This is a genomic window from Paenibacillus sp. P3E (genome assembly GCF_001909045.1).
Classification (GTDB): Bacteria; Bacillota; Bacilli; order Paenibacillales; family Paenibacillaceae; genus Paenibacillus_AQ; species Paenibacillus_AQ helianthi.
Map to the genome: position 1 here is coordinate 161,070 of NZ_LVWH01000001.1, position 23,843 is coordinate 184,912.

At 51.2% G+C, this 23,843-nt stretch carries 24 protein-coding genes; 16 read left to right on the forward strand and 8 right to left on the reverse strand.

Features of this window, described 5'->3' with window-relative positions; all coding sequences use genetic code 11:
* The first annotated feature begins 165 nt into the window (after positions 1–165).
* The 3 genes from A3842_RS00765 to A3842_RS00775 all read left to right on the forward strand — a co-directional run bounded on the left by A3842_RS00765 (position 166) and on the right by A3842_RS00775 (position 4,415).
* Positions 166–1,974: a sensor histidine kinase gene (locus tag A3842_RS00765; RefSeq protein ID WP_074100097.1), complete on the forward strand. Its 1,809-nt coding sequence runs from the start codon at positions 166–168 to the stop codon at positions 1,972–1,974.
* Positions 1,971–3,104 (forward strand): response regulator, encoded by a 1,134-nt coding sequence (locus A3842_RS00770; protein ID WP_074100098.1) that lies wholly within the window; start codon positions 1,971–1,973, stop codon positions 3,102–3,104. The genes A3842_RS00765 and A3842_RS00770 overlap by 4 nt, the downstream gene beginning before the upstream one ends.
* A 96-nt stretch (positions 3,105–3,200) precedes the next feature.
* The gene (locus tag A3842_RS00775; protein ID WP_074100099.1) at positions 3,201–4,415 is read left to right on the forward strand and encodes a chromate transporter; all 1,215 of its coding nucleotides are present in this window, start codon (positions 3,201–3,203) and stop codon (positions 4,413–4,415) included.
* A 7-nt stretch (positions 4,416–4,422) separates the two neighbouring features.
* Here the strand turns inward: A3842_RS00775 and A3842_RS00780 are convergent, their stop codons facing one another.
* Positions 4,423–4,908 carry a GNAT family N-acetyltransferase gene (locus A3842_RS00780; protein ID WP_074100100.1) on the reverse strand — a complete coding sequence of 162 codons (486 nt, stop codon included), beginning with the start codon at positions 4,906–4,908 and terminating at the stop codon, positions 4,423–4,425.
* Positions 4,909–5,040: 132 nt separating this feature from the next.
* Here A3842_RS00780 and A3842_RS00785 point away from each other — a divergent pair, with 132 nt between their 5' ends.
* From A3842_RS00785 to A3842_RS00805, 5 genes are all read left to right on the forward strand, one after another.
* The gene (locus tag A3842_RS00785; protein ID WP_074100101.1) at positions 5,041–5,382 is read left to right on the forward strand and encodes a zinc ribbon domain-containing protein YjdM; all 342 of its coding nucleotides are present in this window, start codon (positions 5,041–5,043) and stop codon (positions 5,380–5,382) included.
* Between the two features lie 118 nt (positions 5,383–5,500).
* Positions 5,501–6,187, forward strand: a complete 687-nt coding sequence (locus A3842_RS00790) for a TetR/AcrR family transcriptional regulator (protein WP_074088351.1) — start codon at positions 5,501–5,503, stop codon at positions 6,185–6,187.
* 79 nt (positions 6,188–6,266) lie between these two features.
* Positions 6,267–7,184, forward strand: a complete 918-nt coding sequence (locus tag A3842_RS00795; protein ID WP_074100166.1) for an ABC transporter ATP-binding protein — start codon at positions 6,267–6,269, stop codon at positions 7,182–7,184.
* Entirely contained in the window at positions 7,181–7,930 is a 750-nt protein-coding gene (locus A3842_RS00800; protein ID WP_074100102.1) for an ABC transporter permease, read from the forward strand. Before A3842_RS00795 ends, A3842_RS00800 begins: the two co-directional genes overlap by 4 nt.
* Before the next feature lie 42 nt (positions 7,931–7,972).
* Positions 7,973–9,391, forward strand: coding sequence for a DHA2 family efflux MFS transporter permease subunit (locus tag A3842_RS00805; RefSeq protein WP_256701393.1), 1,419 nt, complete (start codon positions 7,973–7,975; stop codon positions 9,389–9,391).
* Positions 9,392–9,415: 24 nt separating this feature from the next.
* On the opposite strand, the gene A3842_RS00810 is transcribed toward A3842_RS00805, so the two are convergent.
* The gene (locus A3842_RS00810; RefSeq protein WP_074088355.1) at positions 9,416–9,844 is read right to left on the reverse strand and encodes a MarR family winged helix-turn-helix transcriptional regulator; all 429 of its coding nucleotides are present in this window, start codon (positions 9,842–9,844) and stop codon (positions 9,416–9,418) included.
* Between the two features lie 118 nt (positions 9,845–9,962).
* Between A3842_RS00810 and A3842_RS00815 the strand changes: the two genes are divergently transcribed.
* Positions 9,963–10,547: an NAD(P)H-dependent oxidoreductase gene (locus A3842_RS00815; protein ID WP_074088356.1), complete on the forward strand. Its 585-nt coding sequence runs from the start codon at positions 9,963–9,965 to the stop codon at positions 10,545–10,547.
* A gap of 65 nt (positions 10,548–10,612) precedes the next feature.
* On the opposite strand, the gene nudC is transcribed toward A3842_RS00815, so the two are convergent.
* Entirely contained in the window at positions 10,613–11,455 is an 843-nt protein-coding gene (gene nudC, locus A3842_RS00820) for an NAD(+) diphosphatase (RefSeq protein WP_074100104.1), read from the reverse strand.
* Between nudC and A3842_RS32825 the strand changes: the two genes are divergently transcribed.
* On the forward strand, positions 11,433–11,708 hold the full coding sequence (locus tag A3842_RS32825; protein ID WP_218618640.1) for a hypothetical protein: 276 nt from the start codon (positions 11,433–11,435) through the stop codon (positions 11,706–11,708). The genes nudC and A3842_RS32825 overlap by 23 nt on opposite strands.
* 12 nt (positions 11,709–11,720) lie before the next feature.
* Positions 11,721–12,584 carry an SDR family oxidoreductase gene (locus tag A3842_RS00825; RefSeq protein ID WP_074100105.1) on the forward strand — a complete coding sequence of 288 codons (864 nt, stop codon included), beginning with the start codon at positions 11,721–11,723 and terminating at the stop codon, positions 12,582–12,584.
* Between the two features lie 143 nt (positions 12,585–12,727).
* Here A3842_RS00825 and A3842_RS00830 read toward each other — a convergent pair whose 3' ends face one another.
* On the reverse strand, positions 12,728–13,825 hold the full coding sequence (locus tag A3842_RS00830; protein ID WP_074100106.1) for a UvrB/UvrC motif-containing protein: 1,098 nt from the start codon (positions 13,823–13,825) through the stop codon (positions 12,728–12,730).
* A 138-nt stretch (positions 13,826–13,963) separates the two neighbouring features.
* Between A3842_RS00830 and A3842_RS00835 the strand changes: the two genes are divergently transcribed.
* From A3842_RS00835 to A3842_RS00855, 5 genes are all read left to right on the forward strand, one after another.
* Entirely contained in the window at positions 13,964–14,413 is a 450-nt protein-coding gene (locus A3842_RS00835; RefSeq protein WP_074088360.1) for a YdeI/OmpD-associated family protein, read from the forward strand.
* A gap of 124 nt (positions 14,414–14,537) precedes the next feature.
* Positions 14,538–15,359 carry a MerR family transcriptional regulator gene (locus A3842_RS00840; protein WP_074100107.1) on the forward strand — a complete coding sequence of 274 codons (822 nt, stop codon included), beginning with the start codon at positions 14,538–14,540 and terminating at the stop codon, positions 15,357–15,359.
* Between the two features lie 104 nt (positions 15,360–15,463).
* Complete coding sequence (locus A3842_RS00845) at positions 15,464–17,455, forward strand: FAD-dependent oxidoreductase (RefSeq protein WP_074100108.1); 1,992 nt, start codon at positions 15,464–15,466, stop codon at positions 17,453–17,455.
* A gap of 130 nt (positions 17,456–17,585) precedes the next feature.
* On the forward strand, positions 17,586–18,290 hold the full coding sequence (locus A3842_RS00850; RefSeq protein ID WP_074100109.1) for a DUF6033 family protein: 705 nt from the start codon (positions 17,586–17,588) through the stop codon (positions 18,288–18,290).
* 81 nt (positions 18,291–18,371) lie between these two features.
* Entirely contained in the window at positions 18,372–19,793 is a 1,422-nt protein-coding gene (locus A3842_RS00855) for a hypothetical protein (RefSeq protein WP_074100110.1), read from the forward strand.
* On the opposite strand, the gene A3842_RS00860 is transcribed toward A3842_RS00855, so the two are convergent.
* The 4 genes from A3842_RS00860 to A3842_RS00875 all read right to left on the reverse strand — a co-directional run bounded on the left by A3842_RS00860 (position 19,790) and on the right by A3842_RS00875 (position 23,820).
* Positions 19,790–20,581 (reverse strand): DeoR/GlpR family DNA-binding transcription regulator, encoded by a 792-nt coding sequence (locus A3842_RS00860; protein ID WP_074100111.1) that lies wholly within the window; start codon positions 20,579–20,581, stop codon positions 19,790–19,792. The genes A3842_RS00855 and A3842_RS00860 overlap by 4 nt on opposite strands.
* 343 nt (positions 20,582–20,924) lie before the next feature.
* Positions 20,925–22,040 (reverse strand): ABC transporter ATP-binding protein, encoded by a 1,116-nt coding sequence (locus tag A3842_RS00865; RefSeq protein WP_074100112.1) that lies wholly within the window; start codon positions 22,038–22,040, stop codon positions 20,925–20,927.
* Complete coding sequence (locus A3842_RS00870) at positions 22,037–22,867, reverse strand: carbohydrate ABC transporter permease (RefSeq protein WP_074088367.1); 831 nt, start codon at positions 22,865–22,867, stop codon at positions 22,037–22,039. The genes A3842_RS00865 and A3842_RS00870 overlap by 4 nt, the downstream gene beginning before the upstream one ends.
* Positions 22,868–22,887: 20 nt before the next feature.
* Entirely contained in the window at positions 22,888–23,820 is a 933-nt protein-coding gene (locus A3842_RS00875) for a carbohydrate ABC transporter permease (protein WP_074100113.1), read from the reverse strand.
* Positions 23,821–23,843 lie beyond the last annotated feature (23 nt).

Here is a 23,843-nt window from a genome sequence, read left to right on the forward strand (position 1 = left end):
ACCGGACCGGTGATGCTAACCCCAAAAAGCCCTTTTCGCCTGAATTGGTGAAAAGGGGCTTTTTTTGTCGAAAAATTTAAATATTAAGTTCTTTATAAGAAGTCGATCTGTTAACATAAGAGGCATAGAATGTAGGGGTTCTTCCAGAATAGAGGTCATTTATCGATGGGCTACAATCTGTATTTATCTGCGCTGCTGATGGCAGCAACCTGCTGTTCACTGATATTGACATATCTTTGCTGGAAGAGAAGGAGTCTTCCGATTGCTATAAGCTATGGCCTTGGCATGCTGACCGGCTCATTGTACAGTTTTGGCTATGCGTTTGAAATTGCCAGCACTTCTTTGGAGCATATCCGTTTTTGGCTACGGATTGAGTATATCGGCATCCCCTTTGGTACAGTCCTCTGGTTTATTATGGTCCTGCAATATACAGGGCGGCAATCCTGGGTGAGCCGAAGGAATGTAACGCTGCTGATGATTGTACCGGTAATAACCTTTATCGCCCATTATACCAATGAATGGCATCATTTGTTCTATAAGAGCATGACACTCAATGCTGCAGAAGGATTTATGCTGGCTACTCTGGTAAAAGGCCCCTTATATAAGCTTCATGTCGTGTATTCGTACAGCTTCTTCGCTATCGGAATGATATTTCTGGTGCAAATGTACCTTAAGGCCATTCCCCGGATGAAGACGCCGGTGGCATTGATGATTATAGGGTCCTGGGGACCTTACGGATTTACACTGGTGTATCTTACCGGCGTGTTTCATTTGCCTATTGATATTTCGCCTTTCGGTTTTTTGTTCTCGGGGATTTTTTTCTTATGGGGGATTTATCAGTTTAATATGCTTCGGCTCGCTCCTTTGGCTCTCCAACAGGTACTCCGATCGATGCAGGAGGCCGTTATCGTTTTTGATCTCGATCATGTGCTGATCAGCTACAACCGTTCAGCCAGAGAGAGGGTTCAGGGATTAAACAACAAGAGTATAGGAAGAACAGCCTCAGAGGTATTCGCCAACTCTTCCGTATTACTTGGGCAGATTCTGCAAGAGCCGTCCTCGTTAACCAAGCTTCAGCTTCCAAGCCCGACCGGTGACAAATTCTACAATGTACAGCTGTCCTATGTCTGGAACAACAGCAGTAAGCCTATAGGCAAAATGCTCCTCTTAAGTGATATAACTGAAAATGTACGCACGCAGGAGAGGCTTATGGATAATGCCAGACAGCTCGGTGAGCTGAATACGTTCAAAGACAGAATGTTCAGCGTGATTGCCCATGATATCCGCGATCCCATAGCGGTGCTCGTTAACTTGATGGAAATACTGGAGGAGGAAATGCAAGGCAGCAGAGAGAACCGGGAGGAAATCGTTCATGAAATGGGCCGGCAGATCCACAATACTTTTGCTTTGGTAGATAGTTTGCTGGACTTTTTTCGTACGCAAGCCGGAGGCCTTGTATTCCATCCGCTGGAGAGGGATGTATCCTATGCCGTTGAGCAGAATTTACGCCTGATGTCGGTGCGAAGCGGACGGAAGCATATTGAAATCATTTCCGAAATTCCGGAGGGAACCTATGTGTATGCCGACAAAGAAATGCTGGAGCTGATTATCCGGAATCTTTTGACCAATGCGATTAAATTCACGGCTGATGGGGGATTTATCTTTTTAAAGGCAGAGCGGAAAGATCAGCATCTGGTCATTTCTGTAAGGGATACTGGTGAAGGCATCGCGCCTGAACAAGCCGATACGTTGCTGCAGGATCAATATCCGGTTTCTTTGCTGGGTACAGCCGGGGAGCGGGGAATGGGTCTTGGTTTATCGTTATGCAGGGAATTTGTCCGCCTGAACGGAGGAGAGATTTGGTTTGACAGCACACCGCTTCAAGGGAGCACCTTCTTTTTCTCGCTCCCGCTCCCGCCAGCGGGCTCAGTGGTTGCGGCAGGCAGCTGGGTGGAAGGTGGTATGAAGCAATGAAAGCGATCCTTATTGATGATGAGAAGGCCATGCACTTAATCATGAAGCGGATGCTGGCCAAAATTGATGATATTGAAATTGTGGGTACATTTGCGGAGACGGCAGCAGCTTATACCTATTGGTCCAGCCACGAGGTGGACCTGATCTTCGTTGATATCAGCATGCCGCGGGAAAATGGTCTGGATTTTGCCCGGCGGCTGCTGGACAGCGGCAGAGGTACGAAGATCGTCTTCATTACCTCCCATAAGGAATTTGCACTGCCAGCCTTTGAAGTGTACGCCTTCGATTACATTGTCAAACCCGTGGTGCAAGAAAGACTTCTCCACACGGTGCAAAGGGCGATTGTGCAGATTCGTCTGGAGCGTGCCACAGGAAGGGACCCGGAGCCCATTCCCCATGAGGTGCAGATCAGCTGCTTAGGCGGGATTGAAATTCATGGTGCCCAAGGAATGAAGACGAAATGGAAATCGAAGAAGAGTGCCGAGGTGTTCGGATATCTGCTGGTACATAAAGGGAGACTTGTCTCCAGAGCACGGTTAATCGAGGATATCTATGGCGGGATGCCGGATAAAAATGCGGAAATCTATTTGAACACAACGGTATATCAATTGAGGAAGCTGCTGGACACCTATGGACTGAAAAAGAGTCTGCATTCGGACAGCATGCATTATGGGCTGAGTCTTAACGGAGTGCAGGTTGATGTGCTGAACTTCGAAGAGGGCTGCCGGAGGATGTCTGTGATAGATCAGACGAACATTGAGGAGGCGCTCGAGCTTGAACGGCTGTACAGAGGTGATCTATTTGGCGATCAGGTCTATGCCTGGGCCTGGAATGAGATTGAACGGCTGTCGTTCATGTATACCTCGTTTACCCGGAGACTGTGCGTTGCCTTGCTGGACCGGGAAGAGACCAATACGGCCATGCGGCTGCTGCTGAAGCTGCTGAAACGCAATGAACTCGACGAAGAATCCCATATGCTGCTTATGAAAACATTGGCCATGCAGAAAAATAAAGAAGCGCTCAACCGGCAATACCTGCATTTTGCCGATATTTTGCAAAGTGAGATCGGAGTTACCCCCTCCATAGAGTTCAAGTCTTTTTATGCGCAGCTGCTTGCGGATATGGACTGAATTGACCTCCAGCCAATAGTACGTTAACAATTCAGTGCTATGATGAAAAGGCGTGCCTGAAATAAGGCCAAGAGTATGGGAAGAGGGGGCTTGAATATGGAAGTAAAAAGGCAGAGGTCAGCGGAAGCTGGCAGGACCCGGGGAAAAGGGGCTGACCTGCTGGAGGTTCTGGGCGTTTCCCTGAAACTCGGACTAACCTCCTTTGGAGGGCCGATTGCCCATCTGGGCTATTTCCATAATGAATATATCCGCCGCCGGAAATGGATGGACGAGCGAAGCTACGCCGATCTGGTCGCACTGTGCCAGTTCCTTCCCGGTCCAGCGAGCAGCCAAGTTGGGATTGGCATCGGTGTGGTCAGGGCTGGCTTGCTTGGAGGAATCATAGCCTGGCTGGGATTCACTTTGCCTTCGGTGATCGCGCTGGTTGCCTTTGCCTTTCTGCTGCAGGGCTTCGACATCTCGGGTGCGGGCTGGATTCATGGACTGAAGATTGTGGCTGTGGCGATTGTGGCACAAGCGGTGCTGGGGATGGGGCAAAAGCTCACGCCAGACAGGGGAAGAGTCACCATTGCGGTGATGGCGGCAGCAATCGCACTGTCTTGGCATGCCGCATATGGTCAGATCCTGATCCTCGCCGCTGCCGGAGTGATCGGCCTTGCAATATACCGGACAAAACCGGCTAAAGGGCCGGATCTGCCGATTGCCATCGGCCGCCCTGTGGCTGTCTTTTGTCTGGCCTTATTCTTTCTTCTGCTTATCCTGCTGCCGCTGCTTAGAACGTCCGTGGAGGCTAGGGGTTTTGCGATATTCGATAGCTTTTACCGTTCCGGTTCCTTGGTATTCGGTGGCGGGCATGTCGTGCTTCCGCTTCTGGAACGCGAGGTTGTACCTACCGGATGGGTCAGCCGGGAGGACTTTCTGGCCGGCTATGGAGCGACGCAAGCCGTTCCGGGACCGCTGTTTACTTTTGCCGGCTACCTTGGGGCCATGACCTCGGGAATCTGGGGAGCCGTGATTGCGACAGCGGGGATCTTCCTGCCTGCCTTTCTGCTGGTCATCGGCGCACTGCCCTTCTGGAACGGCTGGAGGAATAATCCGAAGGTTCAGGGAGCGCTGACAGGAATTAATGCGGCTGTGGTGGGGATTCTGCTGGCTGCCCTGTATGATCCGCTCTGGACCACTGCTATCCTGAAGCCGCTGGATTTTGCGCTGGCCGCTATTTTGTTTGTGATGCTCTTCTTCTGGAAGCTTCCGCCCTGGGTGATTGTTCTGGCCGGTGCGGCGGGAGGGATGCTTATGGAGTTCATGTAGGTAACATTTAAACGAGCAGCTTCTCGTACACATCGACATGGTTTCCGTGCTGATCCTTGGCAGTTTTGATGAAGGCATAACCATTCTTATTCCAAAAAGATGCTCCAATCCGGTTCTCCAGTTGAACAGCCAGTCTGACTTGCGTTACATCCTCCTGTAATAATCTCCGCTCCAGAGCATTCAAAGCAATTGAACCTATCCCTTGCCTGGCATAGCCGTGATGAACGATAAAAAGACCGATCCAGGAATGTTTGTCACTAGGATTGCTGGGCAGATAGGTAATAATGCCAATGGATTGCCCATTCTCCTTAATGAATAGCATCTTTTCGCCCATTTCGAGATTCTGCCTGTTCTCTTCACGGATGTCCTCCGGGGTGAGAAGCTCCTGGTGCAGCACCATAAGGTTGAACGCTGGCTGCGAGTTGAGAATGGCTGCTTGAAGCTCCACACTATCTGCGGATATAGGGTCCGGTACGGCTTCTAGAATGATCAATGGATACATCTCCTTTAAGATATTTATCTAATTAGATATTAATGTAATTTGTGCATGAGTTCAAGGGGTATGCTACAATAAGAAGAATTTATTTAAGACCAAGCTGTCGATAAGAAATGGAGAAATGAGATTATGAATGAATTGCCAAACTGCCCGCAGTGCAGCTCGGAGTATACATACGAGGACGGGTCACTGCTGGTTTGTCCGGAATGCGCACATGAGTGGGCACCTGGAGCAGAGAACACAAGCAACGGGGAAGACAAAGTAGTTAGGGATTCTAACGGGAATATTTTGAACGACGGGGACTCGGTTACAGTCATCAAGGACCTGAAGGTCAAGGGCAGCTCCTCGGTGCTGAAGATCGGTACTAAAGTGAAGAACATCCGGCTGGTCGAGGGCGATCATGATATTGATTGCAAAATTGACGGCTTTGGAGCAATGAAGCTTAAATCCGAATTTGTCAGAAAAGCATAATCAATCTGACCCATTCACTGAAGGATCACAAGGGGACCACGCAGTCCCCTAAAGGGATTTGTTATTTGCACTTGACTTCTATCCAGTCCCGATATAAAATCTAACTAGTTAGTTATAAATGGAGGTGGCAATCATATCACCAACAGAAGGCAAACGAAGTTCGAAAATTTACGATGCCGCCCGGACCAGGGGAATCATCCTTGATGCTGCCGAGAAGATATTTGCCGAGCTAGGCTACTCGGCGGCACGGATAGATGTGATTGCGAAGGAGTCAAGATATAATAAGAGCCTGATCTATCAGTACTTTGGTGACAAATTGGGCCTTTATACAGAAGTGGTCAAGCGCGCGGACCAGATTGGCGAACAGATTACAGGCTCGTTCATCGCCGGATTATTGAAGAACGAACAGCTTGTAACGGATCCCGCGGCCTTTCGGGAGTTCCTGGAAGTCATGACCCGGGAAACGGTATCCTTCCTCCTGGAGCATCGGAGCTACCTGAGAATTCTATTCTGGGAAGCGGCTGAAGATTGGAAGACCTGGAATCAAATTACCTATCGCCCGGATGATGCGACTCAAATGCATGATTTGGCCTTAGCTGCCCAGAAGAACGGAATCCTCCGTCAGGATTTGGATCCGGCGCTTTTTCCCATTCTGATTATGAATGTGACTACAGCTACTCTCCAGTCGTCTTCACGGTTTGAACAGCTGCTCGGTAAGCTCGATTCCCCGCAGATGAGAGAGCAGACCACCCAGCAGATTGCGAAGTTTATCATCCATGGCGTGATGGAGCCGTCTTTGCTGTAAGAGGCGGCTGTTTTTTTGGACAAAATATAAACAACTAGTTAGTTTTAAATTGAAGGCAGGAGTGAGGATAGTGGCCGCAATGATTCAGACAAAAGAGTTAACCAAGCATTTCGGGAGCAACCATGCTGTGAATGGGCTATCGCTGGAGGTAGACCAAGGCGAAATTTACGGATTTCTCGGACTCAATGGAGCGGGCAAAACGACAACCATCCGTATGCTGCTGGGCATGATCCGGCCCGATTCCGGTTCCGCCTATGTGTTCGGACAGCGGGTGGATGCGGGCAGCCACAAATTATGGGCCAGTGTGGGCTACATGGTGGAAACACCGTACTCCTATCCTGAACTTACCGTACGCGAGAATCTGGAGATTATCCGCAGGCTGCGGGGCATCTCTGACCGCAAGGCGATTGATGCCATTATCGACAAGCTTCAGCTTACCGCTTACCGGGACCGCAAAGCCGGAACGCTCTCTCTCGGCAACGGGCAGCGGCTCGGTCTAGCCAAGGCCATGCTGCATGATCCGCAGGTGCTGATTCTGGATGAGCCGACAAACGGGCTGGATCCGGCCGGGATTGTTGAGGTGCGTGAACTGCTCCGCGACCTGGCACTTAACCACGGTGTAACGATCTTTATCTCCAGCCATATTCTCGGCGAGGTCTCCAGGCTGACAACGAGGATCGGAATCGTTCATCAGGGCCGGCTGCTGCAGGAGACGGATGTTAAGGAGCTGCAGCACGTGCTCCGCAAACGTCTGCTTGTGCAGACCCGCGACTCCGAAGCGGGCCGGAAGAGGCTGCTCCAGGCCGGCTATGATGTCAAGCTGACCGAAGCTGGCACGCTAATGATTATCGACAAGCGCGCCATAGCACACCCAGACCAGATCTCCAAGTTGCTTGCGTACGCGGATATGCCGCCCACGCTGATTCAGGTGGAGGAAGAGGATTTAGAGGCTTATTTTCTTAGAATGATCGAGGCTGAGGGAGGAATGAAAGGATGAATCAATGGCTAGCGGCCTTGTGGGTGGAAATTTTGAAGCTTCGCCGCTCCAGACTGTTTTGGATTTCACTCACCGCCAGCATACTGCTGCCAGTGATGATTGGGCTGGTTTTCTCCGGGTGGCTTGGCTCCCAGGACGCCTTTGAGGGAGAAATCAATATGCAGGGATTCATGAAGGAGCTTGGCATTGTGATATCCATGGGGGGCCTCATCGGATTCGGATTTGTATTCAGCTGGATGTTCGGACGGGAGTATACCGACCGTACGGTCAAGGATTTGCTGGCATTGCCGTTGTCCCGGTACGGAGTAGCCGCAGCCAAATTGATCGTTGCTGCTGCACTGTGTGCAGTCCTGGCAGTGCTTATGTTCATTGCCGGCAGCATAACCGCATGGTTGGTCCAGTTAGACGGCTGGAGCCTTGGAGCCATCGCTCATGGCTTCAGAGCATACGCACTGCTCAGTCTTATAATTATCTGCCTGAGCATTCCGGTAGCCTGGATGGCCAGTGCAGGGCGCGGATATCTGTCTCCCTTAGGTTTTGTTCTGCTTACGATTGTGATTGCCCAGTTTGGCGGGGGCTTGGGGATTGCGGAATATATTCCGTGGGCAATTCCCGGCTTACTCAGCGGTGCTTCGGGAGATGAGAGTTCACATTTAGGGCTTCTAAGCTGCCTGCTTCCTTATCTCACCGGCGGCATTGGCATAGCGGGTACGCTCGCCTGGTGGCGGTATGCCGATCAAACGTAAGGCAGGCGGATTTTAATAATTTTTTTAATGGAGGGGAAGAGCATGGAGAAGATACCAAAGGGAACTATTCTAATCATGGCTATTCTAATCATCGGGGCAATGGTGGGGCTGCTGAATCAATCCGCGCTTAATACAGCACTCCCGAATATTATGGGGGATTTCCAGCTATCCACAAGCACAGCGCAATGGCTTACGACAGCTTTCGCACTGGTTACAGGCATTGTGGTTCCGATTACAGCGTTTCTTATTCAGAGATTTACAACCAAACAAGTCTTTGTCTTCGCCATGGGCCTGCTTACTGCGGGAACGCTCCTGTGTGCGGTCTCGCCGAACTTCGGTCTGCTGCTTACCGGAAGAATAGTGCAGGCGGTCGGGGTGGGGATCATGCTCCCTTTGGTGCAGACGTTGGCCTTCATCCTGATCCCGGTCGGTAAAAGGGGGTTCACGATGGGAATGATCGGGCTTGCGATTAATTTCGCTCCGGCCATCGGACCCGTGTTGAACGGCTGGCTTGTACAGGACCATTCCTGGCGCTTGTTGTTCTATATTCTGTTTCCTTTCGCTTTGTTGATTACCATCGCCGGCTTATGGTTGATTAAGAACGTTACCCGGCAGGTGAAGAGCAAAATCGATGCATTATCCATGGCGCTGTCATCTCTTGGGTTCGGGGGCGTATTATATGGATTCAGCGTCTCCGGCAGTAAGGGGTGGGGGAGCACAGAAGTGCTGATTTCCCTGGGAATCGGATGCATCGCGCTTGGCCTGTTCGTATGGCGGCAGTTGACCATGGATAATCCTTTGCTGGAATTAAGAGTATTCACAAGCCCCTCGTTCACCTTGGCTACAGCAATCAGTATGATCCTTATGATTATCATGCTGAGTGCCCAGCTTCTGCTGCCGATCTATATGCAGACCATGCTTGGGTATACCGCGCTCAAATCTGGTCTGATGCTGCTCCCCGGTGCAATTCTTATGGGAGTGATGTCACCTGTAGCGGGGAAGCTATTCGATAAAATGGGCGCCCGGATGCTGGTCATCATAGGGCTTAGCTTAACGGTAGTCTCCGCCCTGCTGTTCTCTAATTTAACGGAGCACACCTCATATGCTTTTTTGATGATCGGCTATTCCTTGCGTATGATCGGAGTCAGCCTGACCCTGCTTCCTGTTGTAACCAGCGGTATGAATTCACTGGCGCCTGATCTGATCCGGCATGGGATTCCTGTTAACACCACTCTACGGACAGTAGCCGGTTCTATCGGAACAGCGCTGCTTGTGACTATAATGACCTATAGCGGTGGCGGACTGGGCCAGACGAGTGATGTACACAGCTTAATACACGGGATGAATGTGGCTTCAATGGTAACCGCCGGTAGTGCCGTGCTTGCGCTGATCCTGGCCTTCTTTATCAAACGCAAGGAAGCTCCGGTTGAGAGTCCGGCGAAGGGTGTTCCGGTAAAATAATTGTTGGTTCTATGCGGAACCGCCTCAATAAAATACCTTCTGCTGCAAGAGATCGAGCGCCCGCTCGATCTCTTTGCGTTCCTCGTCCGTAACGCTTCCCATCCGTTCTGCGAACTGGATAGCGATATGCTGAAAGGCTTCATTCATCATCGCTTCTCCGGCAGCGGAGAGAGTAATGCCCTGCTTGCGGCGGTCGGCCGGGTCGGTGATTTTGTCGCACAGCTGCTTCTCGCCAAGCTTCTTCAGCTCACGGCTCGTGTTCGGCATCGACATATGCATGCAGTCGCTAATTTCGCTAAGGGTTACCGGCTGGCTGACAGCAATATATTCAAGGATTTTATATTGTAAGGGAGTCAGAGATTCCGATTTCACATCTTTGCTTATTTCACTGGTTATTTGGTGGACGGAAGTTGTAAATGCTACGAATTTCTGAAATAGACTGTTGTTGTCCATGGAGATCACCTCTACATGAACCTTAGCAAAAACATTATCAAAAAACAATTATCATTTGACAACCATGCATACAGATGCTACGATTTACTTATCAAATGATAATTAAAGAGGTGGCAGAATGAACACATTGGTAATCTATACACATCCGAATCATCAGAGTCTAAACTATGCGTTTCTACAGGAGGTACTCCGGGGAAGCCGGGAGAATGCGCGGGCGGCAGAGATTCAGGTGCTAGATTTGTATGAGGAGGGGTTTGATCCTGTACTGGTCTTTGGTGAACATAAGCGCAGGAGGGATATGCACACGGACCCCACTCTGGCTAAATACAGGGAGCAGCTGCTGTGGGCGGATCAAATCGTGTTCGTCTATCCGATCTGGTGGGGCCGGCCTCCAGCCATGCTGCTGGGCTATATTGATAAGATGTTCGCTTCAGGGTTCGCCTATCAGGATAAGGGAGGACTGGTACCGGAGGGCCTGCTGAAGGGGAAGTCGGCAGTGTGCATCTCCACGATGCAGGGGCCGACCCATTACCCGCTGTTGTGGCTACATAACGCGCACAAGGTGTTAATGCGCAAGGCATTGTTAAATTACGTAGGCATCCGCAGGGTGAAGTTCTTTGAGTTCGGAAACATGGAGAGTAAGCGGGGCAAGCATGCCCGCAAGCTGGAACGGATCTACCAGTTTTTCAAGACAGCCCGTTAGAAAAAATTGAAGCAGAAACGGATACCTTCCTGTATGAGGGTATCCGTTTCTGCTTCTGTATAGTCTCAGGAATGGTTCTCGACCACCCAGTCAATCAGTTTGCGGGCAATGCTGATAGGGGGCGGAATGACGGGCAGCTGATCAAGTGAGAACCAGTCGGCGTGATCCAGCTCTTCGCCGTCCACCGATATGTCTCCACTCTCATAATCGGCCAGAAAGCCAACCATCAGAGAATGGGGAAAAGGCCACTGCTGGCTGGCGAAGTAGCGGATGTTCTTGACCTTGATACCGACCTCCTCCATGGTCTCGCGCTGTACACAATCCTCCAGCGTCTCGCCGGGCTCGACGAATCCGGCAATCAGCCCGTACATATTGTTCACAAAATGAGGTGAGTGTGCGAGCAGAATCCGGTTGTCCTTAAGAATCGCGGTAATGACCGCTGGGGCAATCCCGGGATAGCTGACCAGTCCGCAGGCCGGACAGCTGCGGGAATGCTCGGCCTGCGACAGCTCAGTAGCAGTGCCGCATTTGCCGCAGAACTGGTGGGTTTCATCCCAGGCCAGCATTTGAATGCCCTTGCCTGCGAGATGGAACAGATCCTCATCCAGCGGCTCATACAGGGAGCGCAGCGGACGGAAGGCCATGCCTTCGGGTTCAAGTGACTCTGCCGGGACCTCTGCGGTAAAGCAGGGGAGATCTTCCCAGGTTCCGAGATACAGGGTCCTTACAGGAGCCATGGACAGCTGTTCAAGGGATGGAACAAGCGGAATGCCAGTGCCCTCTTCCGTTTCGGTAACCAGCAGCTTGCCGGAATGGAAGATCAGCCAGTAGGCAGAACCGCTGAACTCAGGCGGGGGAGTGACGGCAGGAATATAGCGCTGATAAATGCTTGCTCTTGGTTTTGACATGGCGCAGAACCTTTCTGATAACAGATCATTTCTATTTCCATTAAGAATAGCAAAAACCGGCAATGCTAACAAATATCCGGGCGTGCTCCGCTCCGCAGGACATCAAGTTGAAGCAGAACAGGGAAGCGGCACTGAGCGGGCCGTTTTTTTGTTTGACATTTTCTCAACATGTAACTATATTAGTTACAGGAAGATAAATCTGCTGCACTGCATCGGCATGCAGCAGGCTCTACGATACAACTCAATTACTTAGGAGGAATAGACAATGAAGATTGCATTAACAGGAGCAACAGGACATTTCGGTTCCATCGTGGCAGAAACTTTACTGAAGTCGGTAACGGCAGGAAACCTGGTGGTCAGCGTCAGAAACCCGGAGAAAGCAGAACATCTCCGCGCGCTTGGAGTAGATGTGCGTCATGGTGATTTTGACCAGCCTGAGACTCTGGACAAGGCCTTTGCCGGTGTGGACCGGCTGCTGATTGTATCCGCGGATGGCGACAACGACACACGGATTCGCCAGCACAAGGCTGCCGTTGATGCCGCTGTACGTGCGGGTGTCGGCTTCATCGTCTACACCAGTGTCGGCCATGCAGACAGCAGCACGCTGTTCCTGGCACCTGTACACAAAGCTACGGAACAATTCATCCGTGAATCGGGGATTGCATACTCCTTCCTGCGGAATAACTGGTATCTGGAGAATGAGATTGGCACGATCCAGGCGGTTCAAGCCGGAGCACCATGGCTGACCTCTGCTGGTGAAGGCAAGGTGGGCTGGGCTACGCGCCGCGACTATGCAGAAGCAGCAGCTGCTGTACTGGCAGGCGAAGGCCATGCGAATACTGTATACGAATTGTCAGGCCAGCCTGCAACCCAGGCCGAACTGGCAGCCGTTGTGGGCGGGGTACTGGGCAAGGAAGTTCAAGTACAGCAGGTGGATGATGCCACTTATGCCGACATTATGGCAAAAGCCGGAGTGCCGGAGGGTGCACTTCCGATAGTAGTCGGCATTCAACGTGCGATCCGCGAAGGCGCACTCGATATTGCCAGCAGCGATTTCGTGAAGCTGCTGGAGCGCCCGCTTACACCCCTAAATGTTGGTGTAAGTGATTTGCTCGGCGTTAAGGCTTAAGACAGAGTCCGGCGGCCTTACTCCGCCGGAAGCCGAGCCGGGTAAGTATACAAGGCTCGTCCTGTCATGAGAAAGAGGCTTCCGCTTACGGTCGATGGACCGTAAGCAGAAGCCTCTTTTGGTGCGAAATTCCTGACAGCGGTCTAGCCCGGTGAATCATTGAAATGCCCCTCGACCAACTCCCGGACCGCTTCAGCTAGAGCTGCACGATCCGGGGTTTCCAGCCATTCCTGAGGAATAATAGAATAGTTTCCGGAGCTGCCCGCCAGATAGCTGTAGATAATCTGGGCTTCGTCCAGCTTATGCCGGCTGATTGCATCCGGCTTCCCGCCCGCCGGCTTACTGAAGCTGCTGCTGATGGCGGACTGGATGAACTTTTGTAGTGATTCTATACTCATCTGTCCTGTATTCAGCCTGGCCCGGTCAAGAATCTCGCTACCCCGGATCAGGATCAGCTTGAGCTCCTGTTCATGCATGGGTTCAAGCACTACAATATTCTTGTTCTGTCCGGTAAATCCGATTACCTTCTCTTTCTGGAGCAGCGAGCTGACCGCTGTACAATAATCGCGGTATTTGGCGGCGGTCTCGAACTCGAAATTCCCGGCTGCCTGATTCATCCGCCGCTGCATGTCCTCCAGAATTCGCTGGTCGTTCCCGTTCAGCAGTCCGACCACACGGTGCATAATCTCCTCGTACCGCGCCAGTGCCTCCCCGCCCCCGCACATGCCGATGCATAACCCAAGCGAGTGATTAAGGCAGAGTGTATTTTTGGCGTGGGGTGCGCTGCAGAGGATCTTCTGACTTTCCTTGATCCCCTGTAGTGCCCGTTCGACGGTGCTTCTGCTGGTATAAGGGCCGAAATACAGGCTGTCCCCGTATTCTGCAGGATCATAGGTCACCGCCAGCTGCCGGTAGGCTGTGTCCGTGCGAATGGCAATATAGCTGTAGGCGAGCGGATTTTTCATCTTTTTATTGTACATGGGCTTGATTTCCTTAATCAGCTGGCACTCCAGCATGAAGGCTTCAAATTCCGTATCGGTCAGCTTGTAATCGAGATCCCGGATGTTCCGGACCAGTTGTTTCACTTTCGGAGAATGGCCCTTGGCATTGTAAAAGTAGGATTGGACCCGTTTCTTCAGCTGCTTGGCTTTGCCGACATAGATGATATGGCCCAGACTGTCCTTCATCAGGTAGACCCCTGGAGATAAAGGGAGGCTTGCTACTTTCTCCGCCAGATTCATGAGGTTCCCTCCCCGATCATATTTACTAGTATCCTTTAGTATAAACGATCCTTGTGTACGGAGCGACTGGAAAAGCGCCGGATCTCCCACTACAATGATGATATACAGAGCTTGGCTCTCTGACAGGAGGTAATCATGATGAAATTTCAGGCTATTGTTCAACTGAGCGGGAAAACAGCGACAGGCATTCCGGTTCCCGAAGAGGTGGTGGCGGGACTCGGGACCAGTAAGAAGCCTGCCGTTAAGGTGAAGATTGGAGAATACACATACGCCAGTACGATTGCTGTGATGGGCGGCCAGTTTTTGATTCCGCTGAGTGCAGAACACCGTCAAGGCGCGGGAGTTAGCAGCGGAGATGAAATTGAAGTGGAGCTGGTGCTGGATACAGAGCCGCGTGAGCTTACGGTGCCGGCCGATTTCCGTGATGCGATAGACTGTGAGCCGGCGGCAAAACTCTTTTTTGACGGATTATCCTACAGCAACAGGCGGAGACTGGTCCTCTCCGTTGAGAGTGCCAAAACCGCAGAGACCCGCCAGCGGCGTATAGAGAAAGCCGTTGGTCTGCTGAATGAGGGACGGGTACAGTAGCGGACACGCTGACTGCATGAATGCGGGCTGAACCATTGATGTGACAAAAACCACAAAGCCCCCCATCAAAACCCTCTATCATAAATGACAGGGAAAGATAGATATTGAAGCTGGGGGGCTTTTTATGAAATATTCTATCGGAGAATTCGCCTCAATTCTGGGTGTGACAGCGGATACCTTGCGGCTCTATGAGAAGCACGATATCGTGCACCCGATGAAAGATCAGCACAACAACTACCGTTATTTCAGTGATTTGGATGCCAGAAACTTACTGTCGAGCCGGTGGTACCGGAGTATGCAGATTCCGCTGCAGGATGTAGCCGGGCTGATCAATGACGCGCCTGCGGAGCAGGTCATTCAGTCTATTGCCGCCGCGCAGCAGCAGCTGGAAGAGGAAATCAGGCGCAGTGTTATGCTGCTGGAGAAGATCAGCGAGATTCATGCAGACCTGAGCCGGATCGGCGACTCCTTTTATACCTGCCGGATCAAAGAGGTGCCGGGCATGTACCGCATCCAGCAGACGGACAAGAATCAGCTGCTGCAGAAGGAGTGCCTGAAACAGACGGTGCAGGCTTGGATGGAGCTGCTTCCCTTTACATTCTATACCTTCAGAATTGAAAATTCGGAGAATATTATGGGGACAGCAGAGCTGGAATATAGCTGGGGGCTCGCCTTGCTGGAGAAGGATCAGCGGAAGCTGGAGCTGTGCATGAATGAGACCGTGGAGTATATCGAGCCGTCCACCTGTATCTCCGCAGTCATTGCCAGCTCTTATGAGGAGGATCTGGGACGGGAGACCTTTCAGTTCATGCTGGATTATATCAGGGCAGAGGGCTACCATATCACCGGTGATATCCACGGCAAAATCCTGTTCACGGAACGAATGGGCAGAGGAACCAAAACCTATCTGGAGATCAATATTCCATTTGAGAAAAATTTCACATAACATTCATTGACCTTGGTGCCGCACCAAGGTTTACACTCTGTGTGTATTCGGTGGCCCTTCCAGAGAGAAAGGGGCCTCCAACCAACCACACAGGGGGAAAACCAATGCGCAAGCAAGCACAGAGCAAAATGTTCATGTTATCCGTGTGTCTCGTCCTCATTCTGTCGCTGATCAGCGGCTGCAGCGGCAATAATGCTGCCGAGCCGGCCGCTTCCGTGAAGCCGTCTGCATCGCCCGAGGCGACTCAGCAGGCAGCGAATGATAACGAGGTGCCTGCTTCTTTTAAAGCAGGAACCTATAAGGCGGAGGCTGATGGCAAGGACGGAAAAATCCAGGTAGAGGTTACCCTGGATGCACAATCCAAGATCACCGATATTCAGGTGCTCAGCCAGAAGGAAACCGCAGGAATTGGCGTTGAAGCCATCAACAAGATCAAGGATGAGATCATCTCAGGCCAGACACTTGCGATTGATGCTGTCAGCGGGGCTTCTGAATCCAGCACAGCCATTCTGACCGCTGTAGAAGATGCAGTGAAGCAGGCAGGCGGCAACGTAGAGGCGTTCAAGTCCAGAACCGTAGCCAAAGCCGGTGAAGGCAAAACCGAGCAGCTATCGGCCGATGTTGTCGTTGTAGGCGCCGGTGCATCCGGTGTCTCGGCAGCGGTATCCGCAGCAGATAAAGGTGCCAAGGTCATAATTATTGAGAAAACAGCTACCATTGGCGGAGCAAGCAACCTATCCTGGGCGGGCAAATTCTATAACTCTTCGGCGGCTGTAAGCAGCGGATTAAAGGTCAATGTGGAGAAGGAAATCGCCGACTGGATCGTTAATAACCACTGGAGAGTCGATGCGGCGGCGATCCGCCAGTATGTGACCAAGTCTGGTGAAACCTATGATTGGCTGAACAAGAAGGGCTACAAAACAACCTTCATCAACTTCGCGGGAGAACAGCTGCATATGCTTCCGGCCTACGAAACACGCCAGCCCACACTGCGGGCGATGCTGGCTGCTTCAGTTGAGAAGGGCGGAGGACAGGTGATTACCGAAACGACCGCCAAGAAGCTGATTACAGGCGCTAACGGTGAAGTGACCGGTGTAGTCGCTGAGAAAGCCGACGGCACAACGCTTGAGATTACCGGAAAAAGCATCATCATGGCAACCGGAGGCTATGCCGGCAACAAGAAAATGGTTAAGGAAGCGTTCGGCTTCGAAGGCGTCAACGGGGGGCTGGGCCAGAATATCGGCGAAGGGCTGCAGATGTCCTGGGATGCCGGAGCCAAGGTTCCCGATAATTTTGGCGGCCAAATGCTGCATCAGACCCTGGCTAGAGCTACCGAGAAGCTGAAGACGGAGTATAAGCCGTTTGAAGCCAGCTACCCGTTGATGCTCTCTTACCTGCCTACATTGATGAATGTCGGTCCTTCCGGAGCAAGATTCAGAGACGAGGCAGCTACGCTAACCTCTGTAGCCGCTGCTAACACAAGTGCTTTTAACGGAGCGTATCATTTGGTTATTGTCTCGCAAGCGCAGATCGATGCCTTGAAGGCCAAAGGGATGAACGGTGTAAAAGCGCCAGCTCTGCCGGGAATGCCGCCGGAATTCTATGCTTCTTTTGCAGATCAGTTCAAGCTGGACACGCCATGGAAGGATGCGGATCAAGTATTTGAATCCATGGTCGCAAATGGCGACGGCTATAAAGGCAGCACCATTGAAGAACTGGCTCAAAAAGCCGGGCTGGATGAAGAGGTCTTTGCCAATGACTTCAAACAGTATCAGGAAGCAACGAAAACCGGTGTGGATACGGAGTTCGGCAAAGCGAAGGAATACCTGGTGCCTATGGGAGACAGCGGTCCATACTATGCAATCATCGCCGAAGTCAACAATCTGGGTTCGGTTGGCGGACTGCTGGTCAATACCAAGTTCCAGGTACTGAATGACAAACGTGTGCCGATCAAGGGGCTATATGCGGTTGGACTCGAATCCGAAGGTGTATTGTTCAATGACACTTATGTCGGCAACGGCGTGGGTCTGGGCTATTCCTTCACCTCCGGCCGTTTGGGCGGAGAGGATGCCGCAGCAGGTGCGGTGGCTAAATAAGAAATAACGTTCAAGGGAAGGGGGAGCCGGCGGCTCCCTCTTTTGCGTCTGCAGGCCTTTATAAGAAATCGTTCCGTTTCAGCCGATAAATAGAATAACTTGAACTTTATGAACCAAGGAGGAAGGCAGTATGTATATTCCTATTACGGGAATCCAGGGCGTTTCTTTGACCCGGCCTCCACAGCAGCAGGAGTTCCACCCGTCTACCCCGGTTTCTGCGCTCAGTTTTAATGAAACCCTGGCAGCGGTTAATGCGGCAACGCAGGATCAGGCGGAGCGGATCAAGCGGAAATATGGGATTAAAGTGCGTATTCAGACCGTTTCCCCAGACGATAAAGAGCCGGAGCATTCCGGTATAAGTAGCGGGCAGGAAATGATCATTGCGCCAAACATCCTTCAGCAGATGGCCAAAGACTCTGCCCTGCGGAGTAAAGTGTATGGAACCATTGATCAGCATATTCATACGGATAAGAGGAGCCCGAACCCGCTGCAGCAGCTAAGTGGAGGGAAAACCTTGAGCCATAGTCTGATTATTCACACGGACGGTACGGTTACCGTAGGTTCTCTATGGGCCAGCCCGAAGGGAGCGGGGATCAGCAAACTTAAGGATGCAGAAAACCTGAAAGAACAGACAGAGGAGACAAGCGCGGCAGCGGAGAGGCGGCATGCCTGGGAGTCTGCGCTCCCTATTTTATCGAGAAAACTGCTGTCTGCTTCGGAAGCCTCGCTTCAGGGGGCAGAATCTGCACCGAACCCGGTAGACGGGGTAGCCGCACATGACTTCTTGCACCAGATTCAGCTGATGAGGGCCAGAAGATCCAACAAATTGCTGTAAAAGGCTCAAGCGAACAACCGCCTATTCTCCTGCATAGCATATAGCACCAACCTGCAGGGTGAAGAGAGGGCGTATGCAATAATGGGCATTCAGCTTACGGCGATACACTGGGTTTACCTGGTTTTTATTGTGTTCATTATTGCGCTGCTGATCCGGCGGCGTGATACGACGATGATCTGTGTGGCCGGGATTTTTGCTTTGGGTTTGTTTGCTACAGAGACGCTCAGCGGCTCGGTATCAGGGATTTTCAACGCATTTGTCTATGCGACCAAAGAGCTGTTAGGGACCATAATGATTATATCTATTATTGTAGCGATGAGCCGGATTCTAATGATTACTGGCATTAACGAGACCATGGTTGCCCCGCTTACCCGGTTTATTCGTACACCGGCAATGGCTTATTGGGGCATTGGACTTATTATGATGGTAACCTCTTTCTTCTTCTGGCCTTCGCCTGCCGTTGCGCTGGTGGGGGCAGTGCTGCTGCCGGTGGCTCTACGGGTGGGGTTACCTGCACTTGGGGCCGCTGTGGCCATGAACCTGTTCGGTCACGGTATTGCATTGTCCGGAGATTATATTATTCAAGGCGCTCCAAAACTCACCGCGGATGCTGCCGGTCTTCCGGTATCCAGCGTGATGGAAGCGAGCATCCCGCTGGTTCTTGTGATGGGGCTGGTAACCACCGTTGCGGCGTTCTGGATGATGCGCCGCGACCAGAAGAACGGCACCTGGAGAGATGGCCTGGTTACCCTTAAGGGCAGTACGGGCAAGCTGAGGGGGCCGGAGAGTGAAGGCGGGGAGGAACGGCCGGTTCTGCTGGACGCCCGGCTCCGGCAAGCGCTGGCTATCGCCATCCCGCTGCTCTTCCTGCTCGACGTGGCGGCGATGTTCGCGCTGGGCCTGCAAGGCGGGGATGCTACAGCATTGGTGGGCGGTACTGCCGTGCTGATTCTAATCTCGGTTACACTGATGGCCCACCATAATCAGGGGCTGGAGAAAATCACTGCTTACCTGATTGAAGGCTTCACCTTTGGTTTCAGGGTGTTTGGACCAGTGATTCCCATCGCTGCTTTCTTCTATCTAGGCGATTCGGCGTTCACTGAGCTGTTCGGCAAGGTGCTGCCGAATGGCTCACACGGCATCGTGAACGATCTGGGCGTAGCCCTCGCGGATCACGTGCCGCTGAACGGCGCAGTGGGAGCCGTGACGATGACGGCGATCGGTGCGATCACCGGCCTCGACGGCTCCGGCTTCTCCGGCATCTCGCTGGCCGGCTCGATAGCCCAGCTGTTCGCCGCCGCCATCCATTCCGGCGCGGCGACGCTGACCGCCCTGGGACAGGTGGCCGCCATCTGGGTCGGCGGCGGCACCCTGATTCCGTGGGCGCTTATTCCTGCGGCTGCCATCTGCGGCGTCAGCCCCTTTGAGCTGGCCCGGCGCAACCTGAAGCCGGTCCTGCTTGGCCTTATGGCGACTACGATCGTCGCCATGTTCCTGGTCTAGATTTCACCTTGGGGATAGATCCACTGTACAGCCATTTTCTGTAATGGCGCCTTCCACTTGGGTGAAGGCGCCTGATCCGTTACGATCATGTGGATTTCATCCAGATCGGCTATTTTGGCTACGGTACGCTTATCAATCTTAGAGGAATCGGCGACTACGATCGCCATCTCTGAGTTGCGGATCATTTGTCTTGTGAATACAGCCTTCTCGTAATCATAGCTTGTGATACCGTTCTCCAAGGAGACACCATCAACAGAGACAAAGGATTTATTCACATAGAAACCTTCCAGAACCTTCTCGGCGATCGGGCCGGATACCCGGAGATGCTTGGCGCTTACTTCACCGCCAATGAAGATAAGCTTCCCGTTGAACGTCCCGCGTTTTTGAAATTCAATGAGCAGCATGAGGGCAGGCACGGAATTCGTTAAGATGGTCAAATGCTGCTTGCCTTCCAGGCAATGAATGATTTGCAGCGCTGTGCTTCCTTCATCCACCACAATTACATCATTGTCCTCAATGAGTCCTGCGGCCAGGATGCCAATTTTACGTTTAGCTTCAACATGAATGGCCTCTCTTTCCAGGAGAGGAGGCTCCACTTCAACCTTGAATTTAACCGCACCGCCATATACCTTTTTCAATTTATTCTCTTTCTCTAGCTCGTCGAGGTCTCTGCGGATCGTTTCAGTGGACACTTCGAACAGCAAAGAGAGCTCGTTTGCGATCACTTTACCTCTCTCATTCAGGAGAGTCATGATCGTCTCTTTTCTTTCTTCGCTGGCAAGAGACACCCTACCCTACCCCCTTCACGTTATGAACTATTATTATATCGGCTCTTCATTTAATAATAAAGGGCATTCACAACATCCTCAAGCACTCGTCTTTATCTATATAAGTTGAACTTTAGATTTTCATATTAGGATCTGGTCGTAACTGCGGGGAATGTTTGGACTTCCGGCCGCTGTTGTCTGCAGACTTCTTGATTTATACCGCTGTTCGCGGTGGAAATCCGCAGACTGTTTATGCTTCCGATGCGAGCTTTCCTACGGAAAGCTTTCAGGCGGTCGCTATCGCTCCTACAGTTCCAAACTTCCCCTCCGCACTCCTACCTTTTTTATGTTTTTTAAGTTCAACTTATTTATATTGCAATAAATTGCGGCCGTTATCGTTCATATCGAACAGATGGAATTTGTTCTCTTTGAATTTGATGTACACTTCATCACCGGACTCGATCTCGGCCTCATTGCCGGTCAACAGCCGGATCATCGTATCCAGCTTCCCTAACGGATCAATCACTTTGACCAGCTTGCCGCTGCCCAGGTGCTCAACCAGATCAACCTTCATTTTAATCTTTTGATGATCGGTCTGAGAGCAAATCGCGATATCATGCGGCCTGATTCCGAACTTAACGGATTTCCCCATATGCTCTTTATCCAGTCTCCGGTCAGCCGGCAACAGATATTCGAAGCCTTCCGTAACGACTACCTGGTTGCCGTTCATCTCTCTGAGCTCTCCTTGAACAAGGTTCATCGGCGGGTTGCCCAGAAAGCTGGCTACGAAAAGATTCACCGGATGGTTGAACAATTCATGTGGAGGCGCGTATTGCTGAATCTGGCCGCCGTTCAGGATGGCGACCCGGTCGGATATGGCCAGCGCCTCTTCCTGGTCATGAGTCACAATAATGGTGGTCACTCCCAAATTCCGCTGAATCTTGCGGATCTCGTCCCGGACATCCAGTTTCAGGCGTGCGTCCAAATTGGACATGGGTTCATCCAGCAATAAGATTTCAGGATTTTTGGAGAGTGCCCGGGCCATAGCCACCCGTTGCTGTTGTCCACCGGACAATTGTGAGGGCTTGCGGTCAAGCAAGTGATCAATTTGCAGGATTTTACTCGTTTCTTTAGCCCGTTCATACGCTTCCTGTTTGGGAATCTTCCGTTCTCTTAGCGGAAAAGCGATATTATCTCTGACAGAGAGATGTGGATAAAGCGCATAGGACTGAAACACCATGCCTATATTGCGGTCCTTCGGCTCCACATGATTGACCAGTTTCCCGTTAAAGAGAATCTCTCCCGAAGTCGGCTTCAGCAGCCCCGCGAGCATCATAAGTGTCGTAGTCTTCCCGCATCCGGAGGGACCGAGCAGCGCTACGAATTCGCCTTTGTTAATCTCGAGATTCAGGCCGTCTACCGCTCTGCCGCTGTCTTGCTTGCCATCGTATTCTTTTACAATATTTCTTAAGGTAATCATACTTGCTTAGCCCCTCCCAAGTTGACCTTCATGAATATCTTCTGGGTGAAAATGTAGAACAGAATGATGGGAAGTGTGTAAAACAATCCAATCGCTGTAATGAGGCCATAGTTCATAATCTGATCCTCTTTGGTTACTAGCTTGGACAAGTAGCCGGCCAGTGTAAGCATATCGTCATTGAAAATAAGCAGCTTAAACAGGAACCATTCACCGTAAGCTCCGAGAAAGGAAAATACAGATATAGCGCCAATCCCGGGCAGCACGAAGGGAACAAGTACTTTCTTGAACGCCCGATAGCGGGTACATCCATCGACCATGGCCGCCCATTCAATATCCCAGGGCACCTCGTCAAAGAACCCCTTCATGATGTAGACCCGCCCAGGAAGGGAACCGGTAACCGCGACCAATAATACACCCGTATACGTATTGACCAGATTCATTTGAACGAGGATGAAAAAGGTCGCGATAATGAGTGTGATCCCCGGGAAAGACCTCATCAGAAACAGAAATTTCATCGCAGACACTCTTCCTTTGAAGTCCAGCCTGGAGAAGGCGTATGCCGTCGGTACAGAGATGCAGACTTCGATCAGGACAATCAAAAAGGAATACACAAGGGTATTAAGTACAATAGGCCATATTAAGGGGAGCTTCACCCCGGCATATTCAACAGGCTCTGTGAAGAAAGAAAAGTTGTCCATTGAAAACTGCCCTGTCGTAAAATTCATCGTCGCTGCCAGGAAATACCAGATAATCATCGCGATAATCGGCAACGTAAATAATGTCATATAGGTGTGCACTAGCAACTTCTTAAGCGTACTGGTCGACATCAGACTGCCGCCTTCCCGGATTAGTCTTCAATTCTTGAAGGTTTGATCATTTGGTCAAAATCAAATAACCGCAAAAAGAATAGCGTTAGGATAAAAGAGATAATTACAACAATCAGCGACACCGCTGCTCCATAGCCATAATATTTCAGATTGAAGGCCTGCTGGTAAGCGTACAGGGACAAGGTTGTCGTATCTCTCATCGGACCGCCGTTTGTAAGTAGCATGATAAAGAAATAGGAGGATACAAAGCCGATCAGCTCCGAGATGGTAATATACATTAACGGCCACTTTAAGGTGGGCAAAATGATTTTCATAATGACGGATTTCTCGCTTGCGCCGTCTACTCTTGCCGCTTTGTACAAGTCCTCGGGTATCGAGTTGATCGCTGCGGACAAGAGAATCATACCGCCGGATATCGTGGACACGACAGTCGCCAGGATGACAATTCCCATTGCGGCCTTGGAGAACCAGGACACAGGATCGGACTCTACCCCCAGTTGAAGCAGGATGCGGTTGATTAGGCCACCCTCCGTAGGATCAAAGATATACTTCCAGAAGGTAACATAGACGACAGCGGGGATAATACTGGGAATGAGCCACAGCACTCTGTAGATGACAGCCGTAATTTTTCCCTTGAGGAAGTACTGGGTGGCAATGGATATAATCAGAGCAAAGAGCAGGGAGACCGATAAGGACAGGATGGAGAAAATAGCCGTATTCCATAAAATAGCCGGAAGATTATAGTCTGAGAATACTCTTGTGAAATTTTCAAATCCTACGAATTTCGGCTTCATCGACGCATTCAAATCCGTGAAGGACATGGCGATCGTTGCGATGGCCGGCAAGACAAAGAAAACAAGAACCAATGCCGCGAACGGCATGATGAAGAAATAAGGGTACATCTTCTTTTTAAACGGTTTTTTGTAGATAGGTTGAACTGTAGTGTGATCCATGCCGATCCTTCACCCGCCTTCAT

Excerpts from the sequence above, each read along its gene's own strand:
- A3842_RS00765 (WP_074100097.1), top strand. The coding sequence starts at position 166 with ATGGGCTACAATCTGTATTTATCTGCGCTGCTGATGGCAGCAACCTGC.
- A3842_RS00770 (WP_074100098.1), top strand. The coding sequence starts at position 1,971 with ATGAAAGCGATCCTTATTGATGATGAGAAGGCCATGCACTTAATCATG.
- A3842_RS00775 (WP_074100099.1), top strand. The coding sequence starts at position 3,201 with ATGGAAGTAAAAAGGCAGAGGTCAGCGGAAGCTGGCAGGACCCGGGGA.
- A3842_RS00785 (WP_074100101.1), top strand. The coding sequence starts at position 5,041 with ATGAATGAATTGCCAAACTGCCCGCAGTGCAGCTCGGAGTATACATAC.
- A3842_RS00790 (WP_074088351.1), top strand. The coding sequence starts at position 5,501 with ATGGAGGTGGCAATCATATCACCAACAGAAGGCAAACGAAGTTCGAAA.
- A3842_RS00795 (WP_074100166.1), top strand. The coding sequence starts at position 6,267 with ATGATTCAGACAAAAGAGTTAACCAAGCATTTCGGGAGCAACCATGCT.
- A3842_RS00800 (WP_074100102.1), top strand. The coding sequence starts at position 7,181 with ATGAATCAATGGCTAGCGGCCTTGTGGGTGGAAATTTTGAAGCTTCGC.
- A3842_RS00805 (WP_256701393.1), top strand. The coding sequence starts at position 7,973 with ATGGAGAAGATACCAAAGGGAACTATTCTAATCATGGCTATTCTAATC.
- A3842_RS00810 (WP_074088355.1), bottom strand. The coding sequence starts at position 9,844 with ATGGACAACAACAGTCTATTTCAGAAATTCGTAGCATTTACAACTTCC.
- A3842_RS00815 (WP_074088356.1), top strand. The coding sequence starts at position 9,963 with ATGAACACATTGGTAATCTATACACATCCGAATCATCAGAGTCTAAAC.
- A3842_RS32825 (WP_218618640.1), top strand. The coding sequence starts at position 11,433 with ATGCTTGCTCTTGGTTTTGACATGGCGCAGAACCTTTCTGATAACAGA.
- nudC (WP_074100104.1), bottom strand. The coding sequence starts at position 11,455 with ATGTCAAAACCAAGAGCAAGCATTTATCAGCGCTATATTCCTGCCGTC.
- A3842_RS00825 (WP_074100105.1), top strand. The coding sequence starts at position 11,721 with ATGAAGATTGCATTAACAGGAGCAACAGGACATTTCGGTTCCATCGTG.
- A3842_RS00830 (WP_074100106.1), bottom strand. The coding sequence starts at position 13,825 with ATGAATCTGGCGGAGAAAGTAGCAAGCCTCCCTTTATCTCCAGGGGTC.
- A3842_RS00835 (WP_074088360.1), top strand. The coding sequence starts at position 13,964 with ATGAAATTTCAGGCTATTGTTCAACTGAGCGGGAAAACAGCGACAGGC.
- A3842_RS00840 (WP_074100107.1), top strand. The coding sequence starts at position 14,538 with ATGAAATATTCTATCGGAGAATTCGCCTCAATTCTGGGTGTGACAGCG.
- A3842_RS00845 (WP_074100108.1), top strand. The coding sequence starts at position 15,464 with ATGCGCAAGCAAGCACAGAGCAAAATGTTCATGTTATCCGTGTGTCTC.
- A3842_RS00850 (WP_074100109.1), top strand. The coding sequence starts at position 17,586 with ATGTATATTCCTATTACGGGAATCCAGGGCGTTTCTTTGACCCGGCCT.
- A3842_RS00855 (WP_074100110.1), top strand. The coding sequence starts at position 18,372 with ATGGGCATTCAGCTTACGGCGATACACTGGGTTTACCTGGTTTTTATT.
- A3842_RS00865 (WP_074100112.1), bottom strand. The coding sequence starts at position 22,040 with ATGATTACCTTAAGAAATATTGTAAAAGAATACGATGGCAAGCAAGAC.
- A3842_RS00870 (WP_074088367.1), bottom strand. The coding sequence starts at position 22,867 with ATGTCGACCAGTACGCTTAAGAAGTTGCTAGTGCACACCTATATGACA.
- A3842_RS00875 (WP_074100113.1), bottom strand. The coding sequence starts at position 23,820 with ATGGATCACACTACAGTTCAACCTATCTACAAAAAACCGTTTAAAAAG.